Source organism: Loktanella atrilutea (genome assembly GCF_900128995.1).
GTDB classification, from domain to species: Bacteria; Pseudomonadota; Alphaproteobacteria; order Rhodobacterales; family Rhodobacteraceae; genus Loktanella; species Loktanella atrilutea.
The window spans coordinates 155,609-168,123 of sequence record NZ_FQUE01000006.1 but is presented as its reverse complement, the minus strand read 5'-3'; the positions used below and the strand labels follow the sequence as shown (position 1 = coordinate 168,123).

General features: G+C 68.0%; 11 protein-coding genes. 4 read left to right on the top strand and 7 right to left on the bottom strand.

Annotated elements, in window-relative coordinates:
• Position 1 precedes the first annotated feature (1 nt).
• Both BUA54_RS13710 and BUA54_RS13705 read right to left on the bottom strand, forming a co-directional pair.
• Positions 2–1,654, bottom strand: coding sequence for an amidohydrolase (locus BUA54_RS13710; RefSeq protein WP_178352750.1), 1,653 nt, complete (start codon positions 1,652–1,654; stop codon positions 2–4).
• Between the two features lie 112 nt (positions 1,655–1,766).
• Complete coding sequence (locus BUA54_RS13705; protein WP_143155426.1) at positions 1,767–4,265, bottom strand: sensor domain-containing protein; 2,499 nt, start codon at positions 4,263–4,265, stop codon at positions 1,767–1,769.
• A gap of 497 nt (positions 4,266–4,762) precedes the next feature.
• On the opposite strand from BUA54_RS13705, the gene BUA54_RS13700 reads away from it, so the two are divergent.
• Both BUA54_RS13700 and mbfA read left to right on the top strand, forming a co-directional pair.
• Positions 4,763–5,515 (top strand): NYN domain-containing protein, encoded by a 753-nt coding sequence (locus BUA54_RS13700; protein WP_072857815.1) that lies wholly within the window; start codon positions 4,763–4,765, stop codon positions 5,513–5,515.
• A 59-nt stretch (positions 5,516–5,574) separates the two neighbouring features.
• Complete coding sequence (gene mbfA, locus BUA54_RS13695) at positions 5,575–6,552, top strand: iron exporter MbfA (protein WP_072857814.1); 978 nt, start codon at positions 5,575–5,577, stop codon at positions 6,550–6,552.
• Between the two features lie 86 nt (positions 6,553–6,638).
• Here the strand turns inward: mbfA and BUA54_RS13690 are convergent, their stop codons facing one another.
• From BUA54_RS13690 to BUA54_RS13670, 5 genes are all read right to left on the bottom strand, one after another.
• Positions 6,639–7,217, bottom strand: a complete 579-nt coding sequence (locus BUA54_RS13690; protein ID WP_072857813.1) for a GNAT family N-acetyltransferase — start codon at positions 7,215–7,217, stop codon at positions 6,639–6,641.
• The gene (locus BUA54_RS13685; RefSeq protein WP_072857812.1) at positions 7,214–9,310 is read right to left on the bottom strand and encodes a molybdenum cofactor synthesis domain-containing protein; all 2,097 of its coding nucleotides are present in this window, start codon (positions 9,308–9,310) and stop codon (positions 7,214–7,216) included. Before BUA54_RS13685 ends, BUA54_RS13690 begins: the two co-directional genes overlap by 4 nt.
• Positions 9,307–9,810 carry a molybdopterin-guanine dinucleotide biosynthesis protein B gene (gene mobB, locus BUA54_RS13680; RefSeq protein ID WP_072857811.1) on the bottom strand — a complete coding sequence of 168 codons (504 nt, stop codon included), beginning with the start codon at positions 9,808–9,810 and terminating at the stop codon, positions 9,307–9,309. Before mobB ends, BUA54_RS13685 begins: the two co-directional genes overlap by 4 nt.
• Positions 9,807–10,388 (bottom strand): molybdenum cofactor guanylyltransferase MobA, encoded by a 582-nt coding sequence (gene mobA, locus BUA54_RS13675; protein WP_072857810.1) that lies wholly within the window; start codon positions 10,386–10,388, stop codon positions 9,807–9,809. Before mobA ends, mobB begins: the two co-directional genes overlap by 4 nt.
• 151 nt (positions 10,389–10,539) lie before the next feature.
• Positions 10,540–11,418, bottom strand: coding sequence for a formate dehydrogenase accessory sulfurtransferase FdhD (locus tag BUA54_RS13670; RefSeq protein WP_072857809.1), 879 nt, complete (start codon positions 11,416–11,418; stop codon positions 10,540–10,542).
• Between the two features lie 62 nt (positions 11,419–11,480).
• Between BUA54_RS13670 and BUA54_RS13665 the strand changes: the two genes are divergently transcribed.
• Positions 11,481–12,176 (top strand): AzlC family ABC transporter permease, encoded by a 696-nt coding sequence (locus BUA54_RS13665; protein ID WP_072857808.1) that lies wholly within the window; start codon positions 11,481–11,483, stop codon positions 12,174–12,176.
• Complete coding sequence (locus tag BUA54_RS13660) at positions 12,173–12,508, top strand: AzlD domain-containing protein (RefSeq protein WP_072857807.1); 336 nt, start codon at positions 12,173–12,175, stop codon at positions 12,506–12,508. Before BUA54_RS13665 ends, BUA54_RS13660 begins: the two co-directional genes overlap by 4 nt.
• The last annotated feature ends 7 nt before the right edge of the window (positions 12,509–12,515 follow it).

The window sequence follows — 12,515 nt, the reverse complement described above, 5'->3', positions numbered from 1 at the left end:
GTCAGAGGCTGTCGGCCCCGTACGTGATCCGCCCGCCGCAGACGGTCAGCGCCACCCGGGCCGCATCCGGTGATTCCGCCAGACCGTCGAGTGATCCGTCGATCAGGACGAGGTCGGCATCCAGACCGGCGGCCAGCGTGCCGCGACGGACTGCGCTGAAATCGGCGTAGGCGCCGCCACGGGTACAGGCCAGCAGGCAGTCATCAAGGCTGATGCGCTGGTCCGGCATGCCGTCCGCCCAAGGCTGCCGCGACAGGCAGGCATGAATTCCGAGCAGCGGATCGATGGGCGAAACCGGCCAGTCGCTGCCGAAGGCGAGCGGCACCCCACGGTCCTTCAGCATCCGCCACGGAAAGGCGGTTGGCCAGCGGTCGCGCCCCATGATGGACACCGTAGGCTGCAGCGGCAGTCCCGCTGCACCGGGGGGATGCAGTGGCTGCATCGATGCGGTGATGCCAAGCGGGGCGAGGCGGTCCAGATCCTGCGGTGTGATCGCCTCGATATGTTCGATCCGGTGGCGGGAATCGCGCGGGCCGTTGGCCCGGCGCGCGGCGGCATAGCCGTCGATGGCCGCACGTACCGCACCGTCGCCCACCGCATGGGTCGCGATCTGCAGCCCGCGCGCATCCGCCGCGATGCAGATGGCGTCGAAGGTGTCCTGCGGGATCAGCGGCTGAGACCGAAAACCGGGCCGGTTCGGATAATCGCTGGTCGTGAGGGCGGTCCATGTATCCCAGACGCCGTCCAGAAACATCTTCACCCGGTCGAAGCGCAGCCAGCCCGGCACCTCGGATCCGAAATCGTCCAGCATGGCCAGTCCCGCCGGCCCGTCGGAGGCGACGAGGCGCAGGGGTAGGCTGACGCGGACGGGCAGGTCGCCCGCCAGTGCGAGGTCGCGCAGCAGCCCGGCCTGATAGGCGTTGCCATCCATATTCACGGCGCTGGTGATCCCGTGCGCGGCGCAGTAGCCCGCCGCCTGTCGGATCACCTCGCAGTCATAGCTGCGATCGGACTCTGCCACCGGCCCTGCCGGGCGATAGTCGAGACCATCACGCCCCTGCAGCCGCGAGAGCATGTTGACCCGGTTCATGGCCGCAAATTCCCGCAACTCTCCCGTCGCCAGCCCATCGGGGCCCATCACGACCTCCGCCTCTGGCCCGACGTCGGCACCGTGAAGGACGCCGGCCTGTGCCAGCGCTGCGGTATTGGCCCAGGTGCAATGCAGGTCCGCCGACATCAGGCTGATCGGGCGGTCGGGGCTGATCCGGTCGAGGATGTGACGGTCCGGCCGCGTGCCCTCGCCGAAAACGGTGTAGTGCACCGAGAAGGCCTGAATCAGATCGTCGCCGGGTCGGTCGGTGGCGGCTCTTGCAAAGGTCTCGGCCACCGCGTCGAAACCAAAGGTTGTCCCGAGGTCGAGCATGGTCAGCGTGGCGCCGCCCATGAAGAGATGCAGGTGGCTTTCCACAAAGCCGGGCATCAGTTCCATGCCCCGCGCATCGATGACCCGCGTTGCGGGACCGGCAAGCGCCCCGACGGCGGCATCGTCGCCCAGAGCGATGACGATCCCGTCGCGCCATGCAACGGCGGTGGTGCCGGGGGCGGCAATGACCGCGCGGGTGCGGGCATTCACGATCAGAATGTCGGCGGTCATGGTTACGCTCCGCTTGGGACTGGCCGGCATCCTGCCGGAAATGGGGGGGCTGTCCAGACGTCGCGGATAATCGCGGGCGTGTGGTCCAGGTCAGCACCCGGTTCACGGCCTGTCAGCGAGAGATCAGCAGGTCCGGCACCTGCCCGGGCGGGACCGGCCGGGCGAGGGCATAGCCCTGCAGAATGTCGCACTTCAGATCCTGAAGAATCCTGACATGATCCGCGCTCTCGACCCCTTCGGCGACCACGTCGATATGCAGCATCCGTCCGATCCGGATGATCGTTTCCAACAGGGCGCGGCGCTGGGGCGAGGTCACGATCGGCTGCACCAGCGCACGGTCGATCTTCAGCCGGCGCGGCGCGATCCGCAGCAGGCTGATGATCGAGGCATGGCCCGAACCGAAGTCGTCAATCTCGATTTCGATACCGAGGTCGGCCAGCATTGCCAGATTTTTGTCGATGGTCGCGTCGGCACCGTCCAGAAAGACCGATTCGAGCAGTTCGAAGACGATCGTGCCCGGAACGATCTGCAACGCCCGCAGCGACGGACCCAGCTGCGGATCAGTCAGGCGCTCGGCCGAGATGTTGACCGACACATGCGGCACGTCGAGGCCGGCAGACGCCCAGGCGCGGGTGTCGCGCAGCACCTGCCGCAGCACGGCATCGTCGAGGCGCGCCATCAGCCCCATGTCGGAAGCGATCCCGAGGAAGTGGTCAGGCATGATCAGCCCGTGCTGCGGGCATTGCCAGCGCACGAGCGCCTCGAGACCGGTCATCTTCAGGCTACGCGCATCGAACTGCGGCTGGTAATGGCAGATGATCTGATCCTGTGCAAAAGCGACGGACAGCGCATCCTCCAGCCGCTTGCGGTGAGCCGACTCCTCCATCATTCCGGGGTGGTAGAAGCGGCAGGTGGCGCGGCCGTCCGTCTTGGCATGGTAAAGCGCCATGTCGGCGATGATGAAGAGGTTGCCGCGCGCCGCGTCGCCGGGGGCGGTACGAGCGATCCCGATGCTCATGTCGGTCCTGATCTGTGCAGCGTGATAGGCGAAGGGCACAGCAAGGGCCGTGGTGATGCGATCGGCGATGCCCTGCAGGACATCCTCCGCCGGCGCATCGACGAAGAGGGTCACGAATTCGTCGCCACCGGCCCGCGCGACGAGGGCACCCGGCGGCATGTGGTCCCGCAGGATCGTCGCGACGTGGCGCAGGGCGACGTCACCGGCGTCGTGGCCGAGGCTGTCGTTGATCTGCTTGAAACGGTCGATGTCGAAATGCATCGCCGCGAGCGGTGTCTCCGGCGCCGTCGCAAGGGCGTTCGCAAAGACCTCGTCAAGGCTGCGACGGTTGGCGAGCCCGGTCAGCGCATCGTGACGGCTTTCGTATTCCAGCTGGCTGCGGGCCTGTTCGAGCGCCCGTGTCTTGCGATACTCCGGCGTCAGGTCGAAATCGACGCCGACATAGGTGCCGCCGCCTTCGGGCGAGGGCAGGAACTTGCCCCGTGTCCGGATATAGCGCTCGGAACCGTCGTCCGTCAGCACCCGGTAGTCATAGGCGATGTCCTCGCGCGCGCGCAGGCGGGCAGCGTTGTAGGCAATGACGCCCTGCCTGTCGTCGGGGTGTATCAGGTCGCTCCAGTGCGGACCGGTCCGTTCGACCGCATCCGCCGTCACGCCCAGCATGGCGGCGGCGCGGGCGTCCCAGGCGGTGCGGCCGCTGTCGATGTCGAATTCCCACTGGCCCATCTCGGCCACTTCCATGGCCAGCGCGAGCCGTTCCGCCAGACGGGTGCGTTCCTGTTCTACCGCCTTGATTTCGGTGATGTCCGTGTCGGTGCCGATGATATGGACCGGAAAGCCGGCCGCATCCCGCCGCATGACGCGCCCCCGGCTGAGGATCCAGATCCAGTGCCCCGCCGCGTGCCGCTGGCGGAAGGTGTAGTTGACGATGTCGGTCAGGCCGGATTCCTGCAGGTGCAGCTGCTCGCGAACTTTCTGGATGTCGTCGCGGTGAATGGTCAGCAGCCAGTCCTCGGTCGATTCCGGGGCCGTCGCGTCCGGTGCGAGGCCGCGCATGGTGCGCCAGGATTCCGACAGGTAATGGCGGTTGCGTTCGAAGTCGTGATCCCAGACGCCTTGGCTCGCGCTCAGCACGGCGGTCTTCCAGCGCAGTTCGGTTTCCGCGAGGACATCGAATCTGCGCCCTGCCGCAACTGCGGCATCATCGGTCTGCGGCAGATCCGGTCCGATGTGCTGGTAAAGAAAGCCGACGACCTTGGCGTAATCGTCCGGCACCGGCTTTACGATCCATGAGGCCGGGCCTGCGGCCTGCTGCAGGTTCACCGTCCAGTCCGGTGCGGTAGCCCTGCCGGAAAGGGTGTCGCGGACCCAGTTCCGCAACCCGTCCAGATCGGTCCCGTCCGTGAAATCCGACACCGGCCTGCCCCGTAACGTCGCGGCATCCGATGTGGCCATCAGGGATTCCGCGGCGGGGCTGACGGACACGATCTCTCCGTTCAGGTCGACGAGAAGGGTCGGCGCGATCAGGCCGCCGATCAGGCTGTCCGCCAAACCGCTGAACAAGAAATCGGACTTGAAATTCAACTCGATCACCAAGAGACATGCCCCGCGAGGGACGCTCGCACTGCGTCAGGTCTTGCATGAACAAGTCAAGGAAATATGTGGTCCGACCTGCGGATCGTTCGCGACGCGGGCGGGAGGATTCAAGGTCTTCGCCGCGACATTTGCGGCCCTGCCATTGTCGCTTTGCGACGTTATTGCCGGTAGCGGTGTATCGCGCGTGACGAACCTGCGCGATGGGGTTGCGCGAGTGGCGGTGCAATACCTTGACGGCGATCGCATTTTCCGCGGCTCGTCGTGTTCGGCCTGCGCGCACCGCACCGCAATGTCCGCTGCCGGCAGGTGCGCACGGCGATCACCGGACCGTCTTGATACGGTGCGGCATGGCGGCACCCTCTCCATCCCGTGTCGCGGCTTTGCAACAGTGGCTGTGTGGTCCCCTTAGGCGATGCGCCGAGGCTGCGGTGCGTCCGGGCTGGTCGGTCACCTCTGGCTGCGGTAGGTCAGGGGGCAACCTGAAAGGACATGACATGCCCGAACAACGCCCCCTGCTGGCCGTGCTGATCGACGCCGACAACACTTCGCCGAAGTTCGCCGCCGCGATCTTCGAGGAGGTGGCGAGTTTCGGCGAGGCAAGCGTGCGCCGCATCTACGGCGATTTCGCCAGCCCGCAACTGGGCGGCTGGAACAAGATCCTGCTGGAGCACGGGCTGAACCCGCAGCAAAGCCCGGCCTATACGACCGGCAAGAATTCCAGCGACATCGCGCTGGTGATCGACGCGATGGACCTGCTGCACACCGGGCGTTTTCAGGGCTTCGTGCTGGTCAGTTCCGACAGCGATTTCACCTCGCTTGCCAGCCGGATCCGCGAACAGGGGCTGGACGTTTACGGCATTGGCCAGAAGAAGACGCCGGACGCCTTCCGCCGGGCCTGCAAGCGGTTCATCTTCGTCGAGAACCTCGGGGCCGACACGGTCGACCCGACGTCGCAGGCCCCCGGCGAAGCGACCGCGCCCCGCGCGCCTCAGTCGACGGAGAGCAACACCAAAGAGCAGCCAAGCAAGGTCGTGCCGCTGGTGATTTCTGCCATGAACAGCATCGATCCCGACGGTGACTGGTATTCGTTGGGCCAGCTGGGGCAGTATCTGGTCAGCGCAAATCCGGAATTCGATCCGCGCACCTACGGCAGCGCCAAGCTGTCGGACCTGCTGCGCAAGTCCGGCCGCTTCGAGGTGACTCAGCGGCAGGGCGGCAACCATCTGGATGTGCGACGGCTCGACTAGTCCTTGCCACGGCGGCAATTCCGCTTAGTTTGGAATCATTCTAAAAAGGATGCGCCAAGATGATTCCGGGTTTCGCCAACCGCCGCCGTTTCTCCGACCTGACAGAGCAGGAGGTGCTGGCGCTCGCGATCTCGTCCGAGGAGGACGACGGTCGGATCTATCGCAGCTACGCCGAGATGCTGCGCGGCGATTATCCCGCTTCTGCCGCAGTCTTCGATGGCATGGCCGCGGAAGAGGACGAACACCGCAGGCGACTGATCGACCTGCACCGGCAGCGGTTCGGCGAGGTGATTCCGCTGATCCGGCGCGAACACGTCTCGGGCTTCTACGCCCGCCGCCCGGTGTGGCTGACGCAAAACCTCGGCCTCGAGCGGATCCGAGAGGAGGCGGGCCAGATGGAGCGGGACGCGGCGCGATTCTATCACGCGGCGGCGCAGGCGACCTCGGATGCAGGCACGCGCAGGCTTCTGGGTGATCTGGCGCAGGCCGAGAGCGGTCATGTGGAGCGGGCGGACCAGTTGATCGAACACAACCTCGGCCCCGCGGCGAAAACCGAGGAGGAGGCCGCCGCCCACCGGCAGTTCGTGCTGACATGGGTGCAGCCGGGACTGGCGGGGCTGATGGACGGATCGGTCAGCACGCTGGCTCCGATCTTTGCCACCGCCTTCGCCACGCAGAACACGCATACGACATTCCTTGTGGGCCTTGCAGCGAGCATCGGCGCCGGCATTTCGATGGGTTTCACCGAAGCGGCTTCTGACGACGGCCAGATCTCGGGCCGAGGGTCGCCGATCAAGCGCGGTATCGCGGCCGGCGTGATGACCACGTTGGGCGGTTTGGGTCATGCGCTGCCCTACCTGATCCCCGATTTCTGGACTGCGACGACCATCGCGATGATCGTGGTCTTCGTGGAACTTTGGGCGATCGCCTGGATTCAGAACCGCTATATGCAGACGCCGTTCCTGCGGGCGGCGTTTCAGGTTGTCGTCGGCGGTGCACTGGTGTTCGGCGCCGGCGCGCTGATCGGGGCGGGGTAGCCGATTTTTCCAGAAAAATCGGAACAGAGGGGGGCCAGCCCCCCGGCCTGCGGCCACCCCCCGAGGTATTTTCGACGAGAAGAAGTTCAGACCGGGCGGACCATCGTGATCGTCCGCCGAAATCCGAAGATGTGCCTTAGGGGGCCGATCGAGGTTTCCTTCTCGATCTCGAAGCCGAGGCGGGTGTAGAGAGCCTGCGCGCGCGGGTTGGTGTCGACGACGTCGAGGCGCAGCCCGGGGTAGCCGCGGCGACGCGCCTCCTGCGAGAGGGCGTCGATCAGGGCGGTGCCGACGCCGTGGCCGCGGGCGGGGGCCGCGACCGCAAGACCGTCGGTCAGCATGCGACGGTTCTCCGTGTCGCGGGCCAGCAGGGACAGCAGGGCGCTGCGCCACAACGCCCCTGCCAAGCCGTAGAAGCGGACGAGATCCCGCAGGCCGCCCGCGACGAAAGCGCCGCGGTGGGTCTTGAAACCGGCGATGCCGATCAGGGTGCCGCCGGCATCGGTGGCGCTGATGACGTGTCCGGGGTCGACGACCTGCGCGATGAAGGCGAGGGCCCGGTCCTCCGGCCCGAGGACCCGGTGCAGCTTGCCGCCGAAGGCCTGCCAGTAGAGGCGCGCGGCGTCCGCGGTCTGGCCAGGCGGCAGGCCGGAGGAGACGATCACAGGCCGAAGCTTCCGAACGGCAGATAGGTGACGGGGGTGCCGGGGCCGATCTCTGCCGCTTCGTCCGGCAGGGCGACGAGGCCACTGGCCCAGCTGAGTCCGCTGACCCGGCCGGAGCCTTCGGAACCGAAGACCTCTGCCGCACCATTGGCGATGCGGGCGCGGAGGTATTCCCGGCGGCCGGCCTTCTTTGATTTCGTGAAGGCGGCAGGCACATCGAAGCCCTGCGGCACCGGCCAGTCGCCGCCGGCGAGAACCGCCAGCGCCGGATGGGCGAAGACCAGGGCGCAGACCTGTGCGGCGACCGGATTTCCCGGCAGGCCAAAGACCGGTCTGCCCTGCCAGAGCCCCAGCGCCAGCGGGCGGCCCGGCTTCATCGCGATACGCCAGAGGGCGAGGCTTCCGGTTCCCTGCAGCAGGGCGGACATGTGATCCTCGTCCCCGGCCGAAGCGCCGCCCGAGGTCAGGATCGCGTCGCAACGGGTGGCTGCGTCGTCGAGGATATTTTGCAGGGTCTGCCGATCGTCGGGGGCGATGCCGAGGTCGACGGGGGTGTGTCCCCAGTACGCGATATCGGACAGCAGCATGGCGCGGTTGGCGTCGAAGATCTGACCGTGGGTGGCCGGCTGGCCGGGCGCCCGGAGTTCGTTGCCGGTGGACAGAACGCCGACGCGCAGCGGCCTGTGGACCGTGACCGTGGCGGTGCCGCAGGCCGCCAATGTGGCGAGGTCGGCGGGGGTCAGGCGGCGGCGGACGGGCAGGACGACGTCGCCTGCGCCCATGTCCTCGCCCGCACGGCGGGCGTTGGCGCGCTGCTTCAGGGGACCGTGCAGGGCGATGTGGGTCGGGCTGGACGTCGTGTCCTCTTGCAGGACAACGGTATCGGTGCCGGCGGGGATGTTGGCGCCGGTGAGGATGCGGAGTGCGTGGCCCGGCGGGACGGTACCGGAGAATGGCTGACCGGCGGCGGCGCGGCCGGGGTGCAGGGGAAGGGTGTGGGGGCCGGCAGGCAGGGGGCCTGCGAAGGCATAACCGTCGACGGCGGCATTGTCATGGGGCGGGTGGCTGCGCGCGGCGGTCACCGGGACGGAGAGGATACGTCCGGCGGCCTGCATAAGGGGGATCGTCTCGGTGCCGGTAATGGGGGCGAGGTGGGCGCGCAGGTGGGCAAGAGCCTCGTCCACCGGCGTCCAGTGTGCGCCCTGAGGCATGGCGAAGCAGTCGTTGCGCAGGGGCGGCGGGGTCAGGGCCGGCCGGGCCGCGCGTGCCAGCAGGTCGGCGTGGCCGAGGCCGAGCACCCAGCCCTCGGGCGTGGGGTCTTGGTCGAGCACGCGATCCCACTCGGACGGCGTGAGCGCCGAGAAGGCACGCGCGTAGAGCGCCACCTGCGCCGCGTCCCGGATCGGATGGTCTGTCAGCAGTGTCGTGGGCAGCAGGGAGAAGTAGCTCTCTGCCAGCACCAGCGGCGTGTCGGGGGGCTGGAATGGCCAGACCGAGAGGGCGGGGCCGAAGTGGCGGCGCAGGCGGGAGAGCGTGGGGAACCCCATGATGACCTGACCGCCGACGGCGCCCGCGCCGGAGAGTTGCCAGGGCGAGAAGGCGCCCGGCGCGGCACGGTCGGTGGCACGGTGCTCGGGCAGGCCGTAACCTGCGCGGTCGCGGCCCTTGCGCGGCAGATGGTCGACGTCGTGATGGGGGCGCCCGTTGCCCCAGAACGGGCCGGTGCCGGGGAACATGGCGTTGATCTGCCCGGCAAGAGCGAAGCGGTTGTTGGCCGCGGGGCTGTCCTCCACGCGGTCGGCGAACCAGTCCCAGAGGACCAACGGGTCGTCGGTGCCGGTCAGGCGTTCCGCGAAACCGGTCGGGTAGGCAAAGCAGAGGTCGAAGGCGGCGAGGGTGCGGCGGCCCGCGGCCAGTTCGGCTGCGAGGGTGTCGCGCAGATAGGTTTCGGCAACCTGCCGGTTGCGGTGATAGACCGGGGCCTCGGCCGTTCCTGCGCGGGCGATGCATGTCCAGATCGCGTCGCGCTTGGGGGTGGCGCCGCGGTCATGGCCGCCGGACCAGTCGACCATGATGACGCTATCGACGATCATGCGCGGTCCGGCAGGCCGACCTGCCGCAGGATGAAGTCTGCAATGGCGACGGTGTCGTCGAGGTGGAACTGCGGGCGGTCCAGGGTGAGGGGGGTGTCGGTGGCGACGGCGCGGATACTGGGGTCGTCCGGCGCGATCAGTGGATTGCCGGTGGCGGCGCGGTGGGCCTCGATCTTGGGGTGGGTGTCGCGCTTGTAGCCTTCGACGAGGATCAGGTCGACGGGGTCGAGTTGCGCGAGGAGATCGGAAAGGGGTGGTTCCGGCGCATCGCGCAGTTCTGTCATCAGCGCCCAGCGGGTGCGGGAGGCGAGCAGGACCTGAGACGCCCCCGCGGTGCGGTGGCGGTGGCTGTCCTTGCCGGGCTGGTCCACGTCGAAGCTGTGGTGCGCGTGTTTCAGAGTGGAGACGGTGAAGCCGCGGGAGGCGATGTCGGTCACGAGCCGTTCCATAAGGCCGGTCTTGCCCGCGTTCTTCCAGCCGGTGACGCCGAAAATCCTCACAGCATGGCCCTCGCCGTCACGAGGTCGTCGGGCGTGTTCACGTTGAAGAAGGCGGCATCGTCGGGGAACGCGGCGGTGCCGGCGCCGTGGGCGCGGGTGAACTGGACGATCTTGCGCAGGCCGTCGTTCAGGGCCGTGCGGAGTGCATCGCGCAGGGCGACGGGCCAGAGGCCGAAGGTCGGCTGGCGGCCGCCGGGGGAGGCGGCGAGGGCGAAGCCTGACCCTCCGCCCGCCAGAAGGAGTTGCGGGACGAGATCGCAGGGCAGGAAGGGCGTGTCCGCGGCGGCGGTGACGATATGCGTCGCCCCGAGAGACGCGGCCCAGTCGAGGCCCGCGAGGGTGCCGGCGAGGGGGCCGGGGTGATCCGGCAGGCCGTCGGGAAGGACGGGCAGGTTCAGGTGTGCAAGGCGTGCGGGGTCGCCGTTGGCGTTGAGCGCGACGCGGTCGACCTGCGGGGCGAGGCGGTCGAGGACATGGCCGAGGATGGTGGTGTCCCCGAGGGGCAGCAGGCCCTTGTCGCCGCCGCCCATGCGGGTCGCGCGCCCGCCCATCAGGATCAGTCCGTGGGGCTGGATCATGGGGCCGCCGTGCGGCGCTGTTTGCGCGATGCGCAAAGGCGCCCCGCCCGCCGTCCCGCGTGCACTGAGCCCCTGGCAGCTGTGGAGGGAGCGCTGCCCCCGCAGTGCCTCCGATCGGGCGAAGGGTGAGCGGCGTGTGTCGTGTGATCCGTCATTCGGCGGCTTTCCGTCCCTGCCGACGCGCCTCGTCCGGCACGCTGGCAGGGTCCATGTCGCGGATCAGGCGGTGATCGCCGGCGAGGCAGATGAATCGCTGGCCTTTCATCCGGCCGACGAGCGTGAGGCCGACCTGCTGCGCGATCTCGACCCCCCAAGCGGTGAAACCGGAGCGGGAGACGAGGGTGGGGATGCCCATCAGCGCGGTCTTGATGACCATCTCCGATGTCAGCCGGCCGGTCGTGTAGAGCAGCTTGTCGTCGGCGGTGATGCCTTCCGCGAACATCCAGCCAGCGATCTTGTCCACCGCGTTGTGGCGGCCGACGTCCTCCATGTAGACGAGGGGGCGTTCACCCTGACAAAGCACCGTGCCGTGGATGGCGCCCGCCTCGAGGTAGAGTGAGGGCGTGCGATTGATGGTGGCGGCGAGCGCGTAGAGATCGGACGTCCTGACCGGGGTCTGCGGCAGCTTCAGACCCGTGAGTCCCGCCATCATGTCGCCGAAGACCGTGCCGACGGCGCAGCCGGAGGTGCGGGTCTTCTTCTGCAGCTTCGCTTCGTGGTCCGAATCGACTTCGGTGCGCACCACGACGACCTCGAGTTCCGCGTCGTAATCGACGGCCGTGACGACGTCGCTGTCCGACAGCATGCCTTGATTGCGCAGGAAGCCCAGCGCCAGATAGGCCGGGTAGTCGCCGATCGTCATCGCCGTGACGATTTCGCGGCTGTTGAGGTAGATGGTCAGCGGGCGTTCTTCCACCACGCGCAGGTCCACCGCGCGCCCGGTCTGATCGGTGCCGGTGACGGCACGGGTCAGGCGCGGCAGGTCCGGTTGCGGGGCGATGGTATAGGGCGTGTCGGTGAGGGTGGCCAATTGTCAATCCCCGGGCACAAGGTTAGGCATTGCGCGATCAACACCAGACCTAGGCCAAAGCCATGACCTCTGCCACAACGAAATCCGTCTATTGGGAGGGGGTCCGGGCCGGTGCGCCCTTCGTGATCGTGGTGGTGCCGTTCTCGCTGCTGTTCGGCGTGGCTGCGACGGATGCGGGCCTGACGCTGGGGCAGGCGATGGGGTTCAGCGTGCTGGTCATTGCCGGCGCCTCGCAGTTCGCGGCCCTGCAGATGATGGTCGATCAGGCCGGTATCGCGCTGGTCCTGCTGGCGGCGCTGGCCGTGAACCTGCGGATGGCGATGTATTCCGCGGCCCTCGTGCCGGCGCTGGGGCAGGCGCCCCTGTGGCAGCGGGCCTGCGTCGCCTACCTGCTGTTCGACCAGACCTATCTGGCGAGCGTGAAGGCCTATGAGGAGCGGCCCGCCATGGGCGTGCGCGCGCGGATCGCCTATTTCTTCGGCGTGGCGACACCGATCACGCCGATCTGGTGCGGCATGACGGCGGTGGGGGTGCTGGTCGGGGCGACGATCCCGCCGGCCATGGCGCTCGACTTCGCGCTGCCGATCACCTTTCTCGCCATGGTGGCGCCGATGCTGCGGACGCTGGCGCATGTTGCGGCGGCCTTCACCTCGGTCGTGGTGGCGCTGGCGCTGAGCGGATTGCCTTCCGGCTTCGGCCTGCTGATCGCAGCGGCCTGCGCCATGGTCGTCGGCGTACTGGTGGAGGACCGGACATGAGCTATAGCACCGCAGAGATCTGGGGCATCATCGCTGCCCTGGCGGTGGCGACCTTTCTGATCCGGTTCTCGTTCCTCGGGCTGATCGGAAACCGGCCGATGCCGCCGATCGTGTTGCGCCTGCTGCGCTATACGCCTGTGGCGGTACTGCCGGGGCTGGTGGCGCCATTGGTGCTGTGGCCGGCGGCGACCGGTGGACATCCCGATGCCGTCAGGCTTGTCGCCGCCGCCGTCGCGCTGGCGGTCGGGCTTTGGACCCGGCAGGTGATCTGGGCAATCCTTGCAGGCTTTGCCGCGCTCTACATCGGACTGTTCCTGTCCGGCGCGTTCTGAGCGCCGC